20 protein-coding genes are annotated in these 21,463 nt (G+C 68.3%); 8 read left to right on the top strand and 12 right to left on the bottom strand.

What is annotated here, in order from left to right; all coding sequences use genetic code 11:
• Nucleotides 1–28: 28 nt before the first annotated feature.
• Nucleotides 29–1,933 (top strand): HPr family phosphocarrier protein, encoded by a 1,905-nt coding sequence (locus tag ABD231_RS12010; protein WP_344150109.1) that lies wholly within the window; start codon nucleotides 29–31, stop codon nucleotides 1,931–1,933.
• Here ABD231_RS12010 and ABD231_RS12005 read toward each other — a convergent pair.
• The 5 genes from ABD231_RS12005 to ABD231_RS11985 form a co-directional block, all read right to left on the bottom strand.
• Nucleotides 1,930–2,577: a cupin domain-containing protein gene (locus ABD231_RS12005; protein ID WP_344149533.1), complete on the bottom strand. Its 648-nt coding sequence runs from the start codon at nucleotides 2,575–2,577 to the stop codon at nucleotides 1,930–1,932. The two genes, ABD231_RS12010 and ABD231_RS12005, sit on opposite strands and share 4 nt — an antisense overlap.
• On the bottom strand, nucleotides 2,574–3,119 hold the full coding sequence (locus ABD231_RS12000; RefSeq protein WP_344149531.1) for a GNAT family N-acetyltransferase: 546 nt from the start codon (nucleotides 3,117–3,119) through the stop codon (nucleotides 2,574–2,576). Before ABD231_RS12000 ends, ABD231_RS12005 begins: the two co-directional genes overlap by 4 nt.
• Before the next feature lie 9 nt (nucleotides 3,120–3,128).
• The gene (locus ABD231_RS11995; protein ID WP_344149529.1) at nucleotides 3,129–4,172 is read right to left on the bottom strand and encodes a DUF1707 domain-containing protein; all 1,044 of its coding nucleotides are present in this window, start codon (nucleotides 4,170–4,172) and stop codon (nucleotides 3,129–3,131) included.
• Between the two features lie 73 nt (nucleotides 4,173–4,245).
• Nucleotides 4,246–4,962, bottom strand: a complete 717-nt coding sequence (locus tag ABD231_RS11990; RefSeq protein ID WP_344149527.1) for a methyltransferase family protein — start codon at nucleotides 4,960–4,962, stop codon at nucleotides 4,246–4,248.
• A 10-nt stretch (nucleotides 4,963–4,972) separates the two neighbouring features.
• Nucleotides 4,973–7,402, bottom strand: a complete 2,430-nt coding sequence (locus ABD231_RS11985) for a beta-L-arabinofuranosidase domain-containing protein (RefSeq protein WP_344149525.1) — start codon at nucleotides 7,400–7,402, stop codon at nucleotides 4,973–4,975.
• A 90-nt stretch (nucleotides 7,403–7,492) separates the two neighbouring features.
• Between ABD231_RS11985 and ABD231_RS11980 the strand changes: the two genes are divergently transcribed.
• On the top strand, nucleotides 7,493–8,473 hold the full coding sequence (locus ABD231_RS11980; RefSeq protein ID WP_344149523.1) for a LacI family DNA-binding transcriptional regulator: 981 nt from the start codon (nucleotides 7,493–7,495) through the stop codon (nucleotides 8,471–8,473).
• Here ABD231_RS11980 and ABD231_RS11975 read toward each other — a convergent pair.
• The 5 genes from ABD231_RS11975 to purS form a co-directional block, all read right to left on the bottom strand.
• Entirely contained in the window at nucleotides 8,462–8,938 is a 477-nt protein-coding gene (locus ABD231_RS11975) for a DUF1707 SHOCT-like domain-containing protein (protein ID WP_344149521.1), read from the bottom strand. The two genes, ABD231_RS11980 and ABD231_RS11975, sit on opposite strands and share 12 nt — an antisense overlap.
• A gap of 68 nt (nucleotides 8,939–9,006) precedes the next feature.
• Nucleotides 9,007–11,268, bottom strand: a complete 2,262-nt coding sequence (gene purL, locus ABD231_RS11970; RefSeq protein ID WP_344149519.1) for a phosphoribosylformylglycinamidine synthase subunit PurL — start codon at nucleotides 11,266–11,268, stop codon at nucleotides 9,007–9,009.
• The gene (locus ABD231_RS11965; protein ID WP_344149517.1) at nucleotides 11,258–13,333 is read right to left on the bottom strand and encodes a hypothetical protein; all 2,076 of its coding nucleotides are present in this window, start codon (nucleotides 13,331–13,333) and stop codon (nucleotides 11,258–11,260) included. The genes purL and ABD231_RS11965 overlap by 11 nt, the downstream gene beginning before the upstream one ends.
• Nucleotides 13,333–14,001, bottom strand: a complete 669-nt coding sequence (gene purQ, locus ABD231_RS11960; protein WP_344149515.1) for a phosphoribosylformylglycinamidine synthase subunit PurQ — start codon at nucleotides 13,999–14,001, stop codon at nucleotides 13,333–13,335. The genes ABD231_RS11965 and purQ overlap by 1 nt, the downstream gene beginning before the upstream one ends.
• Nucleotides 13,998–14,249, bottom strand: coding sequence for a phosphoribosylformylglycinamidine synthase subunit PurS (purS, locus tag ABD231_RS11955; protein WP_344149513.1), 252 nt, complete (start codon nucleotides 14,247–14,249; stop codon nucleotides 13,998–14,000). Before purS ends, purQ begins: the two co-directional genes overlap by 4 nt.
• Nucleotides 14,250–14,365: 116 nt before the next feature.
• Between purS and ABD231_RS11950 the strand changes: the two genes are divergently transcribed.
• From ABD231_RS11950 to ABD231_RS11925, 6 genes are read left to right on the top strand one after another with little or no spacing between them, the layout of a single operon-like run.
• Nucleotides 14,366–14,881 (top strand): PadR family transcriptional regulator, encoded by a 516-nt coding sequence (locus tag ABD231_RS11950; protein ID WP_344149511.1) that lies wholly within the window; start codon nucleotides 14,366–14,368, stop codon nucleotides 14,879–14,881.
• A complete protein-coding gene (locus ABD231_RS11945; RefSeq protein ID WP_344149509.1) occupies nucleotides 14,878–15,549 on the top strand; it encodes an ABC transporter ATP-binding protein in 672 nt (223 codons plus the stop codon). Before ABD231_RS11950 ends, ABD231_RS11945 begins: the two co-directional genes overlap by 4 nt.
• On the top strand, nucleotides 15,549–16,892 hold the full coding sequence (locus tag ABD231_RS11940; RefSeq protein WP_344149507.1) for an FtsX-like permease family protein: 1,344 nt from the start codon (nucleotides 15,549–15,551) through the stop codon (nucleotides 16,890–16,892). Before ABD231_RS11945 ends, ABD231_RS11940 begins: the two co-directional genes overlap by 1 nt.
• Nucleotides 16,892–18,223 carry an FtsX-like permease family protein gene (locus ABD231_RS11935; RefSeq protein WP_344149505.1) on the top strand — a complete coding sequence of 444 codons (1,332 nt, stop codon included), beginning with the start codon at nucleotides 16,892–16,894 and terminating at the stop codon, nucleotides 18,221–18,223. Before ABD231_RS11940 ends, ABD231_RS11935 begins: the two co-directional genes overlap by 1 nt.
• The gene (locus tag ABD231_RS11930) at nucleotides 18,220–18,843 is read left to right on the top strand and encodes a CDP-alcohol phosphatidyltransferase family protein (protein WP_344149503.1); all 624 of its coding nucleotides are present in this window, start codon (nucleotides 18,220–18,222) and stop codon (nucleotides 18,841–18,843) included. The genes ABD231_RS11935 and ABD231_RS11930 overlap by 4 nt, the downstream gene beginning before the upstream one ends.
• A gap of 2 nt (nucleotides 18,844–18,845) precedes the next feature.
• Nucleotides 18,846–19,376, top strand: a complete 531-nt coding sequence (locus ABD231_RS11925; protein ID WP_344149501.1) for a hypothetical protein — start codon at nucleotides 18,846–18,848, stop codon at nucleotides 19,374–19,376.
• On the opposite strand, the gene ABD231_RS11920 is transcribed toward ABD231_RS11925, so the two are convergent.
• The gene (locus tag ABD231_RS11920; protein ID WP_344149499.1) at nucleotides 19,373–20,248 is read right to left on the bottom strand and encodes a phosphoribosylaminoimidazolesuccinocarboxamide synthase; all 876 of its coding nucleotides are present in this window, start codon (nucleotides 20,246–20,248) and stop codon (nucleotides 19,373–19,375) included. The two genes, ABD231_RS11925 and ABD231_RS11920, sit on opposite strands and share 4 nt — an antisense overlap.
• A 15-nt stretch (nucleotides 20,249–20,263) precedes the next feature.
• A complete protein-coding gene (locus ABD231_RS11915; RefSeq protein ID WP_344149497.1) occupies nucleotides 20,264–21,346 on the bottom strand; it encodes an FAD-dependent monooxygenase in 1,083 nt (360 codons plus the stop codon).
• Nucleotides 21,347–21,463: the final 117 nt, after the last annotated feature.

Below are 21,463 nucleotides of genomic sequence, written 5' to 3'. Positions count from 1 at the left end.
GGCTGCTGCGGTCGAATCCGGGCAGAGCGTGGAGGTTGTCGTGAGCAACCAGCACGGCCTGCATGCCCGGCCGGCGGCCCGACTCGTCGGGCTGGTGAATGGATTCGACGCCCGGGTCACCGTGACGGACGTCGACACCGGTCACGGGCCGGTCGACGCCGGCAGTCTCAGCATGGTTGCGACGCTGAACGCGATCCGTGGGCACCTACTGCGGTTCGCTGCCGAAGGTCCGGAGGCGGACGAAGCCCTGGCCGCAATCCAGGATCTGGCCACGGAGAACTTCGGGGACGACGAGCCCGCCCGCTTCCCCAAGCGCCTCGGCGCGCCGGTCGAGGGGGACAACGGAGGCTCCGGACTGGACGTCGCGTTCGGTCCGGCCGTGCTTGCCAGCGGCCTCGTCGACGTGAGCGGATATGTTGCCGGTGACAACGAGTCGGCGCGGCTGGACGCGGCAGTCGAGGCGGTCGCCGGCGAGCTGCGGAGGCTGCGCGATGCGAGTCCGGACCTTGGAGGGATCTTCGAGGCTCAGCTCGCGCTGCTGACGGATCCCCAGCAACTGAAGGAGATTCGCGAGGTCCTCGACCGCGGGGCATCCGCGGTCAATGTCTGGCAGAAGGTTTTCGATCGGCTGGCCCAGCGGTTCGAGGAACTGCACGATGCGTACCAGCGGGAGCGCGCGCAGGACGTGCGGGCGGTGCGTGACCGGGTGCTGCGGCATCTGACGCACACCACGGAGGACAGCCCGATCGAGGTCGAGACCGAGCAGCCCGCCATCCTCGTCGTACCGGAGTTGGACGCGGCGACCGCGGCAACGCTGGACGGGAAGCGGTTTGCGGGCGTTGCGGTCCGGGCGGCCGGAGCCACTGGGCACGGCGTGATCGTGGCGCGGTCGCGCGGGATCCCGCTGATCACCGGGATCGGCGACGTGGACGTGCCGGCCGGTGCTGTGGTGGCGTTCGATGCCCGCAAGGGGTCGTTCGAGATCGAGCCCGACGTGGAGCGTGTGCGGGCGACAATCGCGGAGCGCGTGGCCGAGCAGGAGCAGGCGGCCATCGAGGCGGAGTTGCCGGCCGTAACCGTTGACGGCCGCACGGTTGCGGTGCTGGTGAACGTCGGTACGGTGCATGACGCGCTCGCGGTGCGGGGCGCGGACGGATCCGGGCTGGTGCGGACTGAGCTGCTGTTCGGCGAACGCCGTACGGCGCCGACCGTTGCCGAGCAGGTCGAGGCGTTCCGGGCCGTGGCCGCGGCGCTGCCGGGCAAGCCGATCACGATCCGCACGTGGGACGTCGGCGGCGACAAGCCACTGCCGTTCCTGCCGCAGGACCACGAGGACAACCCGTTCCTCGGTGAGCGCGGGCTGCGAGCGTTCCGGCGGCAACCGGAGCTGCTCCGGGACCAGCTCGAGGCGGTCCGGCAGATCGCGGCCGAGATCCCCGTGCACGTGATGTTCCCGATGGTCACCACGGCCGACGAGGTCGCCTGGGCGCTGGACGAGCTCGGACCGCGCCCCGACGGCCTCAAGGTCGGCATCATGATCGAGGTGCCCGCGGCCGCGCTGCGGGTCGCCACGCTGACCCCAGACCTGGACTTCGTCAGCATCGGCACGAACGACCTCACGCAATACGTGACCGCGACCGACCGGACGAACCCGGCGGTGGCTGCGCTGGCGGACGGGCTGGACCCGGCCGTGCTGCAGCTGGTCGATCACGTCGTCCGCAACGCCGGTGTACCGGTGGGTGTGTGTGGTGACCTGGCCAGCAACCCGCAGGCCGCCGTCATCCTCGCTGCGCTAGGTGTGCACGAGTTGAGTGCTATCGCTCCGCAGGTCCCGCTGGTGAAGGCCAGACTGCGGGAGGCCGATCTCAGACTGATCGACACCGCCGCAGTGCTGGCTGCGCGCGATGGGGATCAGGTGCGTGGCCTCCTCTAGTTGCGGAGCCTGTAGTAGCGGAGCTCGACCAGGTTGAAGCCGGACGTGCGCTGGGGCTTGGTGGGGAGCGTGTAGCTCTCCCCAGGCTCCAGGTAGGTCACGTCCGGGTTGTCGAGGTCCAGGTCGACCACCAGCGCCGGGTAAGCGCCGGTGTGCCAGGTGTAGGACTCCCCCGCGTCCGGGGTGACGTGCTGCACCCGTACGTCGTCCTCGTCGACGACCACCTTCGCCGGGACCTCACCGACCTCGTCGAACCCGGCCTCAGCGGTAGCGGCCGCGGTGTACGGCTCGCCGCACGCTTCCTCGCCCAGATCCAGCAGCTCGATCAGACGGTTCAGGTACGGCGCGTCGCCGTCGTTCGTCAGCATGTGAACCGGGGACACCGGCCGGTAGACCGAACCGCCCACCGTCTCGCTCAGCTCGCGCGCCGCACTCCCGTCGAGCCAGTCCATGTGACACGGAGAGGTGGACAGACAGAGCACGACGTACGGGTTGTGGTGCAGGTGCCAGCCCTGCGCCTCCTTCGGCGCCAGTGCGACCTCCCACACGCGCACACGGGAGTTCTTCAGCAGCACGCGAGTCCCGATCTCACCGAGTACGACCTCGGTGCCGTCGGGAGCGGTGGCGATAGTCCCAGCAGTCATGCGGTCTTCTCCTCGATCGATCGTTCCATGGCTACGCCTGCCAGTACGACGCCGTCCGGCATCGGCAACTCGGCAGGCGCCACTTCGACGAACCCAAAAGCCTTGTACAGCGGCACTCCGGGCAGCGTCGCCATCAGAGCCAGCCGCGTGAACCCCTCTGCCCGCGCTGCGTCGGTGCAAGCGGTCAGGATCGCCCGGGCCAGTCCTCGACGCGTCCAGTCGCTGCGCACAAACATCGCGCGGATCCGCGCCGGCTCGGTCGCCGGATCCAGCAGTCGCTCGTCGGCACCCGCCGTACTGGCGTTGAACAGCTTGTTGCGCCGGCTCCACCCACCGCACGCCACGATCTCCCCGCCAACCTCGTGCACGTAGTACGTACCGTCGTCGATGAGCGCGGGATCCAGCGTGGTGATGTGCTCAGCCGCACTGGCCGTCTCAACAGCGTCATGGAACGCCGGAAACAACTCCAGCACCGACGCACGCCCCAACGCCGCCACCGCGGCGCTGTCCTCCCGCACCGCCAACCGCAACACAGGCTCCACGCCCCCAGGCTAATTCACCCTGCGGCGAGCCCAGGACCAGACCAGGAAGTTCCACACCACCGCACCGCCGACAAGCACCAGTCCGAACACGACATCATCGACGTCGTCGTGGCCGTTGATCAGCGCCAACCCCATCAACCCGAAGAACACCGACACGATGGACGTGCAGCCTGCCGCCCCTGACCGCCACCCAGGTGCGGGCTTCCCTGCCGACTCCTGGTCCAGTGACGGAGCCGGCAGACCTTCGAAGACGGCACCGAGATCGCGACGCGTGCTCGCGGCGTACAACAGGTCGGTCCGGCGCTGCAGCTCCGTGATGTCGATCCGCCCGGCTCCGAACTGCTCAGCCAACGCAGTGGAGCACACCTCCCGGTCGCTGTCGCTCAGCAGCATCCTCGACGACCGCACCACGGCAGCCGGACGACGGCGCCCCCGCTCGGTGGCAGCCGCACCCAGCACCTTCCCCAGCGCGCTCATCGGCGACTCTGCGAACTCACGCACCAGCTTCAGCCGCCCGACCCCACCTTCGGTCAGCTCATACTCGGTCTCCAGACCGTCCTGTTCCAGGCGGACTACGAACGTTTCCGCGACCAGCTTGTCGAGTGCCTCCCGTACGTCGTTCGCCGACGCACCCGTTCGTCGTACCAGCTCGGCTTGGTCGAGCGCAGCGTGCTCCAACTGCTCGATCAACGCCTGCTCCAGCGCCGGATTGCCTTGCTGTTGCGGTGGCGTTTCCCCCGCCCAGGTCCAGGTGACCAGCTTCGGCTTCTCCGGCTCTTCCACCGGCACCCGCCGCCACTCCTGCCCAGCCCGAGCCTCGGAGTACTCGCGGTGGCCCTTCAGCCGCTTCACCCCGGTCATCGTCAACCTGAAGGTCCCCTGCGGCTGGCGGGCAACGTGCCCACGCGCCACCAACGGATCGAGCACCAACTGCACAGCAGTCTCAGACACCCCAGCCCGCCTGGCCAGCTCGGCCTGAACCAGCTCTCCCCCCTCCAGATGCGCCAACACCGCAAACTCCAGCGCCGAGTTCCCCACCCGAACCCCCTCCATAGCCCCAGACCCTCATCCTCCCGCAGAACGAGGGCCCGGCGCTGCCTCACCCGAATGCCAAAAGCTGCAGCGGCTAATTCGTCCTGCGCCGAGCCCACGACCGGATCCGTCGCCACGCCGGTACCCGCGGGACCTGGTCCACCGGACGCGGCGGACTGACCGAAGGCGGTTCCTGCGTGGGCCGCCGCTGTTGCTGCAGCGCGACGAACACGAACTTGCCGGCTGCACCGTCCGGCGTTGCCAGGATGCTGCGGATGAACATGAGCCGGCTCCGACCGGCTGGAGTGAGGACGTAGGCATCCGGCCGGCCATCGTTCAGTCGCACAGCGACGCACTCCCACGCGACCAGAGCGTCCAGAGCCGGCCGCAGGACACCAATCGATGTCTCGGTGCGCTGCGCCAGCTCATCTCTGGTCAAGCTGGAGTGCTCGAGGTGTCTCATCACCGCGTGCTCCACGGCCGCCCGGTTCGCGCTGCTCGTCGGCTGCTCGTCCGCCCTGGTCAGCACCTCTCCCCTGCGCGCTGCGGCGTGCTTCCAGTCGGCTGCCGCCTGTTCCTCGGAGAAGCCACGGAGCCGCATCAGCCGCGCGGCGCCACGGTGTGTGAGGTGGTAGCTCGTCGGCTCCTGCTCGTCCGGCTTGGCGTCAACCAGCTCGCCGGAAACCAGGTGGTCGAGGAGTCGCTGCACAGCCCTCTCCGAAGATCCGGTCCGGCGGGCCAGTTGCGCGCAGATCAGGTCGGCGTGTTCCAGGTGCGCCAGAACGGCGAGCTCCAGCGCAGTAGTCCCCACCTGGACATTCTCACCCGAACGCTAGGTGCAAGAGTCCTCCGGAGAATGTCGGGCGCAGTGCGGCCTCCACTCGGAGGTACTGCGCTCGGACCGGTGTGAACGTGGTGGTGTTCAGGCGGTCGCGGTCGACCCCGTACGGCGTGGGATTCGCGACCGGGCGCCAAGTCGAACCGTCGAGCCACAGCACGCGCCAGGACGCCGGGACGCGGCACTGGCCGAAGCCGGTGTCGTCGAACCAGTACGCCGATGCCTGTCGCAGCTCGCGGACCTCTCGCAGGTCGTACTGGATCCACTCGGTGGAACCGCGTCGGTCCCACCAGGTGAAGCGAGGGATGGATGTGTCGGCGGAAGACGACGGGAGTCGGCCGTCGTCGGGGGCCTCTAGGGAGTCGCCGTCCCACACGTGTGAGGCGGTGATGCGGGTTCGGCGACGCCACTCGGCGCCGGTGGAGGAGACCTGGGGGAAGGAGGTGATGCGGAGGCGGGCGGCACCCATAGGGATCAGGGTGACTGTTTCGTCGGGCTGGGTGGATTGGGCTGGGCTTGGTTGCAGTCGGCCGACTACGTTCTCGCTGTCGGCCTCCCATTGGGGAATGCGGCGGGCCTTCGTGGTTAGCGCCAGCGGGACACCTGCGGTGGTGAACGGGTCCGCGCCGGGTGTGGGAGTCCGCCGTACGAGGGTGAATCCGGCATCTGGCAGCAGACCGTAGTTCCACGGGGAGTCCGGGTGTACGGCGAGCTCGGGCCAGTCCGTCGTACCGCCGATGCGCTCGTAGCGCTCGCTGATTGCGAGTGAGTAGGTCAGCGGGCCACGGTCTACCGACACCGAGTCCTGGTTGTCGTCCCACTGCCTGGTGCGGACCTGCATCGGTAGCACGAGCTTCACGCGGTCACCGGACCGCCATGCGCGGTCTAGCTGGATCCAGCCGCCTTCGGCATGGACTCGGGAGCGCTTGCCATTGACTGTGACTGAGTACTCGTCTGCCCAGCCAGGGACCCTTAAATACAAGGGGAAACGTGAGGTGCCCTGCACAGTGAAGTTGATGGTGTCGCCGAACGGGTACTCGGTGTCCTGCACGATGCTGACGGTCTCACCGCCACCCACCTTCGCAGTCACCTTGCTGGCCGCGTAGAGCGAGGCGGCCAGGCCGTTGTCGGTGGTGGCCAGCCAGAGCTCCTGGGCGTAGTACGGCCAGCCCATGCCGTAGTTGTGCGGACAGCACCGGTACTGGTGGATGCCGTACTTGTAGGCCAGCATCGCGAACCCGTTCTGGAACTGCCCGTGCTTGATGGTGTCGTCGAGCTCCACGCTGTTCGCACAGGTGATGTAGTGCATCACCTTCTGCTGCGGGTCGTATGACGCTGTGAGCGAGTTGAACGCCAGCTCTTCGCACCGGTCGGCCCACACGGTCTCACCGGTGACGCGGGACAGCATCTCGAAGCTATGCATCAGCTCGACGATGCCGCAGGTCTCGAACCCCTGCCGCGGATCACCGAACCCCGGCCGCGAATTCTCGTCCCCCGCGAACCCACCGCCCGGGAACTGACCGTACTGTCCCATCACCGTCGCATAGTTCCGGTACGTCGCCGCCCGGTGCTGCTCGTTGCCCGACAAAAGCCAGTACTGCAAGGGCTCTCGGAACCCCTGGGCCAGATTGACGTTGTGCCAGGTCGGGATGCCGTTGACGTAGTCAGCCGAGCCGGAGTGCATCTTGTTGACCAGGTCTAGCAGCCATGGCTCACCGGTGCGGTTGTAGAGCCAGTACGCACTGTCGATGTTGTCGCCCCAGCGGAACGCGCCCCACGACCGGTTGAACACCTCTGGCGGCTGCGTGTTCTGGAACCGCAGGTACTTCGTCATGAACGGTATGACGCGCTGGTCGCCGGAGTACTCGTACCAGGACCGGATGGCCGCCAGCAACGGCATGCCCGGCCAGAAGTCGGGTCCACCCTGCAGAGAGGTCCGCAGCCGGTCGGGGCCGAACCAGCCGTCTGCTGCCTGCGTCCGGATGATGCCGTCGATCCAGCGCTGCGCTCTGGTCAGTACGCCGGTGTCACCGGTGACGTAGCCGAGATCGCCGAAGCCACGGAGCCAGTACGGCAACTCCTCCCAGGCGTCCTTGGCCCGGTCGACCCAGCCGTTGCTGTCGTAGACCAGGAAGTCGGAGATCTCGTCGTACCGGCCGTTGAGGCCGTTGACCTGCAGCTTCAGTTGCTGGGCCAGCCAGCCGCGGGCCTCGATCGCACCCGGCGGCAACTTCTGGAACGGCACCGGTCGCAGCGGCGCCCGCTGCGGAACGTAGTGCCCGCCACGGCCGGCGGGTGGGCCGAATGGTCGAGCGGCTTCGGCGGTGGACGGTTCGACGGCGCTCACGGCAGCCGCCGCGGCAAGGGTGACACCGAGGAATTCACGACGCGGGAGTCCTTTCGGAACGGTCATGGCAGTCCCTGCTTTCGGGTGATTCGGGGGCGGACGATCACACGAGCACGGAAATACGGCACACGTTTTCCGTCCTGCTAAAGTAACACCATGAAACGCCCGGCGGTACGGATCACGGATGTCGCGGCACTGGCCGGGGTCTCCGCCGGGACGGCCTCGAAGGCCCTCAACAACACCGGCCAGCTCAGCCAGGACACCCGAGAGCGAGTACGCCGTGCTGCGGCTCAGCTCGGCTTCACCCCTGACGTTCGCGGCCGCGCCCTGTCGTCGGGGCGCACGTTCACAGTCGCCCTGCTGACCACCGACAGCTCTGGTCGGTTCAGCATCCCGATCATGCGTGGGGTCGAGGATGTGCTCAGTGCGGGCGAGCTGGCGACCGTGTTGTGCGACACCCGCGACGACCCGCTGCGTGAGCAGAGCTATCTGCGGTCGATGGTCGCGAGAGGTGTCGACGGCATCGTCGTGACCGGTCGCCGCACCGAGCCGCGCCCGCCGATCGACGTACCGCTGCCTGTCGTCTATGCGCTGGCTGCGTCGACCGATCCGGCAGATGCCTCGGTGATCGTAGATGACGCCGCCGGTGCGGCCGCTGTCATCACCCACCTGCGCACTCTCGGCCGCAGCCGGATCGCCCACATCACCGGTCCTGCGGATCACCGGTCCGCCGTGGAACGGGCTCAGGCGATGAGCAGCAGCACGCTCGTCGGCGAGCCGCTTTTCGGCGAGTGGAGTGAGCAGTGGGGTCGGCAGGCCACCGACCTGGTTCTGCGCGCGCATCCGGACGTCGACGCGATCACCTGTGGCAGCGACCAGATCGCTCGCGGTGTGTGCGACCGCCTCCGCGAGCTGGGCCGCGCCGTACCGGGTGAGATCGCCGTCACCGGCTACGACAACTGGCCGGTGATGGCACTAGCCAGCCGGCCGCCACTCACGTCGGTCGACCTACGGCTCGAGGAGCTCGGCCGCCGAGCCGCGAACCTCCTCCTGGACGCCATCGCCGGCAACCCACACCACGGCGTACTGGAACTCCCTGCTCAGCTGGTCCCGCGGGAGTCGACGCTAGGAGCCTGACTGGCCTCGGCGAGCCCAGCGGAACGCGACGGCCGTCCACAGGAGAGCCGGGATGCCGAACACGGCGGCTGCGACCTCGCGGCCGAAGACCAGGAACACGAGTCCGAGCAGGAAAAACGGCGCTGCCAGCCACACTGCGCCGACGAACGCGGCCCAGCGCCAACGTCCCGTCGGCCGGGGTGTCGGCCGATAGAGCGACGGCGTGGGCAGGCCGGCGAAGATCGGCTGCAGGTCGGCATGCGTGACCGCCTCATGCAGCCGGTCCACCCGCAGGTGCAGCTCAGCCTCGTCGAGCCGCCCCACCGCGAACTGCTCAGCCAGCTCGTCCGTGGCGATCCGGCGTTCCTCATCGGTCAGCCGGACGTTGGCCATGCGTCGCCGCGCCGCGACAACGCGCGCCTCCTGTCCGGCCGCTGCCGCACGACCCATCAGGTCAGCCGGCTTCACCGGGCGCCGCTCCACCATCCACCTCACCTCACACTCTCTCCTTCGAGTGTGCCAGACGATGGGGCAGCGCCAAGTGCACGTAAGGGTCAGGCCAGGGCGGCGGGGAGGGTGGCGGTCCAGACGTCGCGGAGTTCGGTGAGGGGGATCTCGAAGTGGTCTTGGACGTCCAGGGTGTCGCCGGTGATGACGCCGATCTTGGTGTGCGGGAAGCGGCGGGCGGTGCACATGTCGGTGAACCGGACCTCTTCGGTCCGCGGTACGGCGACGACCGCGCGGCCGGCGGATTCCGCGAACAGGAACAGGAACGGGTCCAGGTTGTCGGGCGCCCAGACGCGCGCACCGACACCGCCGCGCAGTGCCGACTCGACCAGGGTCTGGGCGACACCGCCGTCGCTGACGTCGTGCGCAGCGTCGATCAGACCGTCGCGGGAGGCGTTGATGAGGATGTCCGCGAGCTGCTGCTCGGCCGCCAGGTCGACGGCCGGCGGACGGCCACCGAGGTGACCGTGGACGACGTGCGCCCACTCCGAGCCGGACAGCTCCTCGGCGGTCTCACCGAGCAGGTAGAGCTGGTGGCCCTCCATCTCGCCGGTGAAGCCGATCGGCGTACGGCGGGTGACGTCGTCGATGACACCCAGTACGCCGATGACCGGCGTCGGGAGGATCGCCACGTCACCGGTCTGGTTGTAGAACGACACGTTGCCGCCGGTGACCGGGATACCGAGCTCCTTGCAGCCGTCGACCAGGCCGCGGATGGCCTCGGTGAACTGCCACATCACGGCCGGGTCCTCGGGGGAACCGAAGTTCAGGCAGTCGCTGACGGCGACCGGGCGGGCGCCGGTGGTGGCGACGTTGCGGAAGGACTCGGCAAGTGCGAGCTTGGCGCCGGTGTACGGGTCGAGCTTGGTGAAGCGGCCGTTGCAGTCGGTGGAGACCGCGACGCCGAGACCGCTGGTCTCGTCGACCCGGATCATCCCGCTGTCCTCGGGCTGCGCGAGCACCGAGTTGCCGAGCACGTACCGGTCGTACTGGTCGGTGACCCAGGACTTGTCGCACAGGTTCGGCGAGCCGACCAGCTGCAGCAGGGTGTCCCGCAGCTCGGCCGAGGTCGTTGCACGCGGCAACTTCTCGGCGCCGTCGGCCTGCAGGTCGTCCTGCCAGTCCGGCCGCGCGAACGGACGGTTGTAGACCGGGCCGTCGTGGGCGACGCTGCGCGGCGGTACGTCGACCACGCGCTCGCCGTGCCAGTCGATCTCGAGCTTGCCGGTGCCGGTGACCGCACCGATCACGTCGGCCTGCACGTCCCACTTGGCGCAGATCTTGAGGAACTCCTCGACGTTCTCCGGCGTGACGCAGGCCATCATCCGCTCCTGCGACTCGCTCATCAGGATCTCCTCCGGCGACAGCGAGGCGTCGCGCAACGGGACCTTGTCGAGCTCGATCCGCATCCCACCGTCACCGGCGCTGGCCAGCTCCGAGGTCGCGCAGGACAGCCCGGCGCCGCCGAGGTCCTGGATACCTTCGACCACGTTCGCCTGGAAGAGCTCGAGCGTGCACTCGATCAGCAGCTTCTCCATGAACGGGTCGCCGACCTGGACCGCCGGCCGCTTGGTCGGGCCGCCGTCCGCGAAGGTCTCGCTCGCCAGGATCGAGACGCCGCCGATCCCGTCGCCGCCGGTCTTGGCGCCGTACAGGATCATCTGGTTGCCGACGCCTGTCGCGTTGGCCAGGTGCAGGTCCTCGTGCCGCATCACGCCGACACAGAGCGCGTTCACCAGCGGGTTGCCGATGTACGTCGGGTCGAAGACGACCTCGCCGCCGATGTTCGGCAGGCCGAGGCTGTTGCCGTAGCCGCCGATCCCGGACACGATCCCCGGGAGCACGCGCTTGGTGTCCGGAGCGTCCAGCGGACCGAAGCGCAGCGGGTCCATCACCGCGACCGGGCGGGCGCCCATCGCGATGATGTCGCGGACGATGCCGCCGACGCCGGTGGCCGCGCCCTGGTAGGGCTCGACGTACGACGGGTGGTTGTGCGACTCGACCTTGAAGGTGACCGCGTAGCCCTCGCCGATGTCGATCACGCCGGCGTTCTCACCGATACCGGCGAGCATCTTGCCGGCCGGGGTCTCCTGCGGAATCTCGCCGAACCGCTTGAGGTGCACCTTGGACGACTTGTACGAGCAGTGCTCGCTCCACATCACCGAGTACATCGCCAGCTCGCAGCTGGTGGGACGGCGGCCCAGGATGTCGCGGATCCGCTGGTACTCGTCCGGCTTCAGACCGAGCTCGGCCCACGGCTGCTCGACGTCCGGGGTGCTCTCGGCGTTGGTGACGGTGTCAGTCGACACTTTTGGACTCCTGCACTAGGTGGGACTCAGGTGAAACGGTACTGGGCTGCTCAGCGGTGATCAGATGCGCCACCAGCAGTGGTGCGGCGAAGCCGGTCATGATCGCGGGCAGTGCGACCCCGGCGTCGTTCAGGAGCATGCCGACCAGGCCACAGGTCGACAGCGCCAGCAGAGTCGGCCGGATCATCGGCAGACTGGTGTAGAAGGACCGGTACGCCGGGAACGGGACCCGCCCGGGGAGCACAGTCGCCAGCATGGCGAGCACCACCCCGACGAGCATCGCCCAGCCGGCCGGACCGTTGAAGAACGCGAGAGCCATCTGCAGCTTGCGGATCAGCACGTCGCTGACGTCACCGTCGAGCAACCGCGCGAAGAACGTGCCGAAGTGACTGCGCTCGTCGGCCGGTCGCAGATAGTCGAGGAAGGCAACCGCAGTCACAGCCAGTACGCCGGCCACGCCCACACCGATCAGTGCGCGGAAGGTGATGCTGCCGCGCCAGGTGAGCCAGGCCATGAGCAGCACCGCCGGGGTCAGCGCGATGATGCCGCCGAAGTCGGTCCCCCAGCCCGGTCTGCCGTCCACGACGATCGCAGCGCCGCCAATCGCCAGCACAGCAAGGGCTGCCTGCACTCTGCTCTTGTCGATCAGCTTCTGCGCGGCCCAGCCGGCAACCACGAGCGCTGCGACCGCCAGCGTGGCGAAGGTCGAGTTCCCGAAGCCATAGAACCGGCCACCGATCACAGGTCCGTCGGTGAACATGCTGCCGAACTGCAACGGCGTACCGAGCACACCGTCCACCAGGAGGATGGCGTAGGCGGCCAGTGCGATCCCGAGGAACGCGTAGCTCTTCAAGAAGACCTGGGTGAGCACGGCGAACAGTGCGCTGATGCCCAGGACCACGCAGTACAAGGAGAAACCAGGTGCCGGCCAGCGCCACCAGACGGTCGCGGTGGACAAGAAGACCGCGATGAAGAAGCCGCCCTGGGTCAGGAGCGTGAAGTTGAAGGTACGGCGCGCGCGGGGGCTCCGGGTGAACCAGAACCAGGCGAGGGCGAGCAGTTCAGCGACCAGGATGGTCATCGACACCGCAACCAGCATCGGCCGCGGCTGCTCGAACCGCTGGTTCGTGTCCAACCGGTCCTCGATCACCGCAGCCGCATCGGTATGGCGATCGCCGTCGAACCCGATCGGCGTTCCGTCGAGCGGTCCGGCGGTCTCGGCGCCGGCGGGGTCGACAGTGGGCGCCTCCCGCCCGCGCAGGATCGTCGCGGTGACATCGGTCAGCTGGATCAGACCGGGCCGACGGGTGCTGTCACTCGTCAGCCAGCGCGGACCGTCGTCCGGTGGGAGCTGCATCGCGACCAGCGGCTCTTGGTGTGCGTTGGCCAACTCCTGAGCGACGCCGACGAGCAGTACCCAGCCATCGGCCGCACGAGCCTGTGCGACCAGCTCTGCGACCTTCCGGCGCGCTTCCTCGCGACCCTCGCGCGGCGGCATTGCACCCGCGTCGATGATCGCGTCACGGCACTGGTTGCTCGCCAAACGCTGCTGGTCGAACTGCGGCCACCAGTTGTTGACCGTACCGTCGGTGCGGGCCAGTGCGACCGCAGCGCCCGGGCCGAAGCCGCACATCGGGTACCCGGCCTGGCCGAGCCGGCCCAGCGGTGCACCGGTATGGTGCTGCGCCTGGCGATCGACGTACGTCTGCCAGTCGGCAATCTTCCCGTCGGTCACTGCAGGCAGCTGGGCGCACGGCTGGCCGAGGACACTGCCCCAGGCGCGGGTGCCGGCGCTGATGGTGAGCCAGCCGTCGACCGGACACGTGTTCGGACCGGCCGACTTTACGGTGATCGAGCCGACGTGCGACTGGTTCACCAGGGCGGTCAGCTCGGGGGACGCCTGCACGTCGTGCCAGGTCAGACCCGGTACGCCGATCACCACGACCTTCGCGATCAAGCTGGTCGGCTGGGCGGACGCCGTACCGGCTCCGGCGCAGGCGAGGAGACCGGCAGTAGCGACAAAGAGGGTGCGGAGCAGGAAGCGCCGCAGCCCTGAGCGTTTCATCAGGAGGCGACGACGGCCTTCAGCACCGAGGTGAAGAAGCCCAGGCCGTCCGTGGTCGGTCCGGTGAGAGTCTCGACGGCGTGCTCCGGGTGCGGCATCAGGCCGACCACGTTGCCCCGCTCGTTGGTGATCCCGGCGATGTCTCGGTACGAGCCGTTCGGGTTGCCGAGGTAGCGGGCGACCACCCGGCCCTCGCCCTCCAGCCGGTCCAGCGTGGCCTCGTCGGCGACGAACGAACCGTCCTGGTTCTTCAGCACGATGGTGATCTCGTGGTTCGCGTCGTAGTCGCTGGTCCACGCGGTGCGGTTGTTCTCGATCCGCAGGCCCTGGTCCTTGCAGATGAACTTGCGGTGGTGGTTCTTGATCAGCGCGCCCGGCAGCAGGTGCGACTCGCACAGCACCTGGAAGCCGTTGCAGATCCCGAGCACCGGGAGACCCTCGCCCGCCTTCTTGATGATGGTCTCCATCACCGGGGCGAACCGGGAGATCGCGCCGGCGCGCAGGTAGTCGCCGTACGAGAAGCCGCCGGGCAGGACGACCGCGTCGACCCCGTGCAGGTCGGCGTCGCCGTGCCAGAGCGCGACCGCCTCGGCGCCGGCCACCGCGGCGGCGCGGCGGGCGTCGGCGTCGTCCAGCGAGCCGGGGAAGGTGACGATGCCGATCTTCACTGTGCGTCCTCGACGTGCAAGGTGAAGTCCTCGATCACCGAGTTCGCCAGCAGGGTGTCGGCGGCCCGGCGGATCTCGGCGACCCGTTCCTCGGTCGCCTCACCGTCCAGGGTGATCTCGAACCGCTTTCCCTGCCGGACGTCGGCCACGCCGTCGAAGCCGAGCCGGCCGAACGCGCCGTGCACCGCCTTGCCCTGCGGGTCGAGGATCTCGGGCTTGAGCATGACGTCGACGACAACGCGAGCCACTGACTACTCCAGGTCTCGTTCCGGGGTGACGCCCTGAATCCTACCGACCAGGCGCCGGAATCCCGCATTCGCCGGACTATTCACTCAGTACATACACGCGGTGTATAGTCGTTCGCATGGCAACCGCTGAACTCGTCCTGGGCCTGCTTTCGGCAGGTCCTGCGCACGGGTACGACGTGAAGCGCGGCCACGACAGCTGGTTCCCCGACGGGCGTCCGCTGGCATTCGGGCAGGTGTACACAACGCTCGGCCGGCTGGAGCGGGACGGACTGGTCGAGGTGGTCGAGAAGACCTCCGGCGGCGGTCCGGACCGGACGGTCTACGCGCTCACCGACAAGGGCCGCCAGCACCTGGCCGACTGGCTGGTCGACCCGGTGCCGCCCGCCTGGGGCAGTGCGGACGAGGTGCTCCGCAAGCTCGTCGCAGCGGTCCGCACCGGCGGTGACGCCGCCGCCTTCCTGGCCCGGCAGCGTGCCAGTCACCTGCGCCGCATCCGCGAGCTGCAGGAGACCCCCGCCGGTCAGGACCCGACCTCCCCGATCGTTCGCGACTACATCGTCGCCCACCTCGATGCCGACCTGCGCTGGCTCGACAGCGCTCTTGACCGCATTTCTGAGCAGGAGAACTCATGAACGCTCTTGAGCTGACCGACGTCGAGTTCGCGTACCGGCGCAACACAGCCCTGCGCGGCGTCTCGCTGCAGGTCAAGGCCGGGGAGATCGTCGCCATCACCGGTGCCAGCGGTTGCGGCAAGTCCACACTGCTGCACTGCGCGGCTGGAATCCTGAGCCCGGACGCCGGTTCGGTGCGGCTGGACGGTCAGGACCTCGCGACCCTGTCGCCGGACAACCGGGCCGAGCTGCGGCGCACCAAGATCGGAGTCGTGCTGCAGTTCGGCCAACTGGTTCCGGACCTGCCGCTGATCGACAACGTCGCACTGCCGTTGCTGCTCGCCGGACACCAGCGCTCCGAGGCCCACCGCCATGCACGGGAGTGGCTAACCCAGGTAGGCATCCAGGACGAGGCGGACGCCGTACCGTCCGAGCTGTCCGGCGGTCAGACCCAGCGGGCTGCCATCGCCCGGGCGCTCATCACTGGGCCCTCTGTGGTGCTCGCGGACGAGCCCACCGGCAGTCTGGACAGCCGGGCCGGCAAGGAACTGCTCGACGTCCTCATCAAGACCGCCAAGTACCGCGGTGCGGCTCTGGTGATGGTCACCCACGACAACCTCGTGGCCGCCTCCGCCAACCGTGAGATCCGCCTCCGCGACGGTGTCATCCAGCACGAAGTGGCCCTCTGATGAAAGTCGAGACCCTGCTCCTGCTGGCCCGGTCGCGGACACCCGCGGACCGCAGCCGCACCCGGCTGACGGTCGGGGCCCTGGGACTCAGCGGGGCGTTCCTGCTCGGGGCTCTCCGGATCGCCCGGCTCGGTCGCGGCGAGCTCTCCGCGACCACCTACAGCAACTACATCGCCGAGCCGGATCTGCGGTCGGGACTCGCCGCGATCCTTGTCCTCCTGGCCGCGCTCACCGCCGGCCTCGCCGTACAGGCCTTGAGACTCGGTACGGCGGCTCGCGAGCGCCGGATGGCCGCTCTCACCCTGGCAGGTGCATCCAGTCGGCAGGTACGGCGGTTGTCCATCACCGACGCGGCCATGGCGGGGTTGGCCGGCGGTCTGGTCGCGGGACCGCTCTATCTGGTCCTCAGCCTGTTCTTGAGCCTGCTGCCCCGAATGGCTCAGGTCCTGCCCCCAGTACAGCCGGTGGACCTGCTGACCTGGATCCCGGTGGTCGTGACGATGACCGCGGCCGGTGCGGTGATTGCCGCCGTACTGCATCGGGACGACCTGTTGCCGCGAGCAGAGCACCCGCTCGGCAAGGCGAGTCGCCCGGCAGTCGTCGCCGGGATCGGACTCATCGTCGTTGCGGTGATCCTGGCGCCGTTCCTCGGGTACGTCGCCACCACCGCGCTGGTGGTCGGTCTGGCCTTCGTGCTCTACAACCTGAACCGGGCGTGGATCCGGATGGTCGGTCAGCGGCTCGCCCGCTCCGGCAACCCGCTCTACCTGCTCACCGGCGCCCGCCTCGTCACCGAGGCCCGTCCCTCCACGCGGATGAGCACTCTGCTCGGCTGCTGCGGGTTTCTGATCGGTGCGCTCGGCAACGGCCTGATCGCGGTCGTGATCATGAGGGACGAGTTCTTCGACAATACCTTCGAGATCACCGGCTTCGCGCTGGCCATCTTCGCCCTGCTGCTCGTGACGACAGTTGCCATGGCCGCATTGATCGTCGGCGTCGCCGATCAACTGGTCGACCAGCGCCGCCAGCTCGCCTGTCTGACGGCACTCGGAGTCGACATCCAGTTCCTGCGCCGGATGATCACCCGGCAACTGACGATCGTCGGTGCACCAGCTCTCGCAGTGGGGATGGGACTGGGCATGCTGATCACGCTCGGCCGAGTGGTCGGCGGCTCGATCGTCGGCGACGAGCCCGAGCCGTACTACGGCATCTACCTCGTCGCAGCGACCGCAGTCATCGCACTCGGCCTGGTTCTCGGCACAGCCGGCGGTGTCCTGGCCGGCTTCGTGCTGCGCAACCAGCTAGAGGACGCTCTCGACCCCGAGAACCTGAGGGCCGCCTGATGAGCCTCTCACTCAGCACCACCCTCCTGCTGGCCCGCTCCCGCACCCCCGCCGACCGCAGCCGCGTCCGCCTCGCCACCGCAGCCCTGTCCTTCAGCGGCGCCCTACTGATCAACGCCGTACATATCGGCTCGCTCGGACGTGGTGAGTTGTCCAAGGACCACTACAGCAACTACGTCGCCGAGTCCGGTCTGCGTCCCGGCCTCACCGCGGCTCTAGCGATCCTGGCGGTGCTTGCGGGGGCTCTGTCGGTTCAGGCGCTGCGTCTCGGCACAGCTGCACGCGAGCGGCGATTCGCGGCACTGCAGTTGGCCGGTGCGTCCTCAAGGCAGGTACGGCGGCTTTCGACGGCCGACGCGACTCTGATCGGTCTGAGCGGCGGACTGCTGTCCGGTCCGCTCTACGCCATCCTCACTGTGCTCTTCAGTGGGCTGCCTCGGGTAACTCAGGTCTTTCCTGGCCTCAGCTCTTCGGACCTCCTGGTGTGGGTTGCTGTTGCCGTCGCGCTCCCCCTGGGTGGTGCGGCGATGGGATACCTGACCTATCGCGATCCGTCGGCGAGCAGGCCGGCATCCGGGTTCCCGGCTCCGCTCGCAGTGATCGCCGGCTTGGTGTGCCTGGTGCTCGCGGTGCTGACGGCGGCGGGGTTCGGCTTCTTCACGTCGCCCCTGATCCTGATCGGCCTGGCCGTAGTGTGGGCGACTCAGATCCCCAGGTCGGTCGGACCGATTGGACGCTGGCTCGCCCGCTCAGGTCAGGCAGGCCGTCTGCTGGCCGGTGCCCGCATCGTCGCCGACGCACGGTCAGCCGCGCGGATGGGTGGACTGCTCCTCGGCTGCGCCTTTCTGGTCGGTGCATTGGTCCACGAGGGGCTCGTCACCATCACCGGCAAGAACGATCCCGACAGCCTTGGTTTCTACGTCGCCGGCTTCGGGATGAGCGCGCTCGGCCTGGCCCTGCTCACCGGGATCGCGTTGGCATCCCTGACGGTCGGCGTTGCCGACCAACTCGTCGAACAGCGCCGGCAGCTCGCCTGTCTGACGGCACTGGGTGTCGACGGCCGCTTCCTGCACCGAGTGGTCCGTGACCAGATCTCCTTGGTCGCGACACCGGCGCTGATGATCGGCAGCTGTGTCGGGCTCTTGATGGGTCCGCAGGGGCTGATCGGCTTTCAGGTCGATCTCCCTTCACTGCCGTTCCTGGCAGTCGGTCTGGCCGGCTTGCTGTTGCTGTCCTGGGGCTTCGCCGTTGGCGGTGCTGCTCTGGCCGGCTACCTGCTTCGCAACCAACTGCGGGATGCACTCGATCCCGAGAATCTGAGGGCTGCATGATGGCCACCGTTCCTGTTCCGCTTCCGGTCCGACCGGCACTGCTGCTCGGAGTCCCCAACCGCATCACGCTTATCCGGACCGTGCTCGCCATGGTGATCGCTGCGGTCGCGTTCCGGACCGGTGCGCTGAGCTGGCTGATTGTCGGGTACGCCGCGTACTGGATCGGTGACATCGCCGACGGTGCGGTCGCGCGGTACCGCGACGAGGAGTCCGAGGGCGGTGCGGTCTTCGACATCGTCTGTGACCGCGCGTGCTCGTTCCTGCTGGCTGCTGCGTTCATGGCGACGTTCCCGCTGACTATCGGGCCGCTGGCGATCTTCCTGGTGCAGTTCGGCGTGCTGGACACGATGCTGTCGCTGGCGTTCCTGCTGTGGCGCGGAACACTCAGCCCGAACTACTTCTACAAGGTCGACTACCCGATCTGGCTCTGGAACTGGTCCAAGCCGGCCAAGGCGGTCAACACCGCGGCCGTAGTCGTGTCACTAGTCATCGCACACCAGACCGGGGCGCAGTGGCTGCCGTACACGATGGCGATCGCAGCGTGCGTGGTGAAGATCGCCTCGTCGTACCGGCTGATCGCGATCCTCCGTGGCCGGCGAGCCGCCGTACCCAGAGTCTGAAAATGTTCGTGATTGCTCAGGCAACAGCGCATAGCCTCGAGATCATGTGGGTGTGGCAGCTGTTGCTGGCGGTCGGCTTCGGGATCGGGTCCGCCATCATCCCGGTGATGAACGCCGAGGCGTATGTCCTCGGCGTCGGCGTCTCCGGTGCCCTTGACCCGGTGGTGGCGGCGATCGGGGTGTCGGTGGGCCAGACCATCGGCAAGGTGGCCATGTTCCTCGCCGTCCGCTACCGCCCCGGCTACGCGGCGCGGAAGTCCAAGGAGCCCAAGCCGGTCGACCTGGACACTCGCTGGGGCCGGTTCGTGCAGTGGAACCGCGACGTCAGCAAGCGCCTCCTGGATGCGATGAGCGACCGCCGCTGGGGCATCCCGGTGACGCTGCTGAGCGCCTCCGTCGGCATCCCACCCCTGTACGGCGTCGCCCTGATCGGCGGTGCCTCTCGGATGGGCGTGGTCACCTTCGGTGTGTCCGTGCTGATCGGCCGCGGCGCCCGCTTCGTGCTGCTGGCGCTCGGTGTCGGCCTCTTCTAAGCGACGAAGGTCCGGCCGGTCAGCTGCTCGTAGGCCCCGATGTACGCCGAACGGGTGCGCTCGATCACCTCGTCGGTCAGCGGCGGCGGCGCCTCACCGGAGTGCCGGTCCCAACCGGACTCGTACTGCAGCCAGTCCCGGATGATCTGCTTGTCGTACGACGGCTGCAGCCGCCCCGGCTCCCACTGCTCAGCCGGCCAGAACCGGCTCGAGTCCGGCGTGAGCACCTCATCGGCCAGCACGATCGTCCCGTCCGGCCGCGCACCGAACTCGAACTTCGTGTCGGCCAGGATGATCCCCCGCTCCTCGGCCATCGCTCGAGCCCGCGTGTAGATGTCCAGCGTCGTCTCCCGCAGCGCCGCGGCCGTCTCCGCACCGACAGTCGCCACCACAGCGTCGTACGAGACGTTCTCGTCGTGCTCGCCGATCTCGGCCTTCGTCGCCGGTGTGAAGATCGCCTCGTCCAGCCGCGACGCCTCAACCAGCCCAGCCGGCAGCGGGATCCCGCAGACCCCGCCGGTCGCCTGGTAGTCGAGCAGACCGGAACCAGTCAGGTACCCGCGCGCCACACACTCGACCGGGAACATCTCCAGCTTCTCGCAAATCACCGCCCGCCCGGCCACCACAGCTGGCACGTCGGTGGACAGGATGTGGTTCGGCACCCCGAGCTGCTCGAACCACCACAAGCTCATCGCCGTGAGCACCTTGCCCTTGTCCGGGATCGGCGTACTCAAAATCCAGTCGAACGCACTCTGCCGGTCACTGGCCACCATCAGCAGCTCACCGGACTCCAGCTCGTACAGGTCACGAACCTTGCCGGAGTGAATGTGCTTCGCACCAGGAATCTCAGGAGCCTGCGGAGGTGTGGTCACACGCCGATTGTTCCATTAGCGCTTTCTGCGCAGTGCTGCAGCACCACGTGCCACTCCGCCGCCCACCCACATCAGTGTGTCTCGCGCTCCGATCGCTACTGGGTTCTCGAGTTGGCCCATGCGGCCGATCTGGCGGGAGCGCTTGACCAGTTGAGTGGCGGCGGGGCGGCGTTCGGCGTCGTACTGGGTCAGAGCGGTGACTAGGTCGGGTGTGGCGGTGAGGTGTTTGGCTAGGGCGCCTGCGTCTTCGATGGCGGTGCAGGCGCCTCGGCCCATGTTCGGAGTCATGGCGTGGGCGGCGTCGCCGAGCAGTGCGATGCGGCCGGCTGCGAACGGGACCAGGGGTAGTGGCAGGTCGTAGATGTCGTTCTGAAGCGCGGTGTCGGTGCTGGCCAGGAGTTGTGGGATGGGGTCGTGCCAGTTGCCGTACCTGCGGATGACAGCGGCCAGGTCGCCGCCTTGTCCGGCGGGCTGGTTGGCCGTGGCGTACCAGTACGTGCGGCCGTCGATCAGCTGGGCGATTCCGAAGCGCTGCGCCGGTCCCCAGGTCTCACCGCCGTCGTTGGCCTTCACATCGGCAAGACCCCGGTACGCCGTGTAGCCCGAGTACTGCGGTCCGGCGTACTGCGGGTAGAGCGCGGTGCGGATCACACTGCGGAGTCCGTCAGCCGCGACGAGCAGGTCTGCGCGCAGTGAGCCGTTGACCAGCACACCGCTGTCGTCCTGCGTCACGGTCTCGACCGTGTAGCCGGTGCGGACTGTTACCGCCGGACCGAACTCCGCGGTGATCAGGTCATGCAGCTGGGCCCGATGGATCATCACGGGCAGGTCGATGCCGAGGTGGGTCGCCGCCACCACCCAGCGGCCGCTCGGCTTCCGCAGGCCGGTCGGGCCGGACAGCGCAGCCGCCTGGTCGATGCCCTTCGCCCCGAGGTCGTTGAGTACGGCGGCCGCCCCCGGCCAGACCGAAATCCCCGCGCCGACCTCACCCAGTGCCGCCGCGCGCTCCAGCACCGTGACCTCCCAGCCACAGCGTTGCAGCGCGACGGCCGCAGTCACCCCGCCGATCCCCGCTCCCACCACGATCGCTGTACTCATATTTGCGACTCTACATCTGTAGAGCCCCTCCTGTCTCCCGCCCAAAGAGCAGCCCACCCACCTTTGTGCGCGCATCTTTGTGCGCGCAGCGCATCTTTGAGAAGCCACCGACCATTT

The sequence above is a fragment of the Kribbella yunnanensis genome, assembly GCF_039529655.1.
GTDB classification, from domain to species: domain Bacteria; phylum Actinomycetota; class Actinomycetes; order Propionibacteriales; family Kribbellaceae; genus Kribbella; species Kribbella yunnanensis.
The sequence above is the reverse complement of the archived record's forward strand: the minus strand, read 5'-3'. Positions and strand labels throughout refer to the sequence as shown.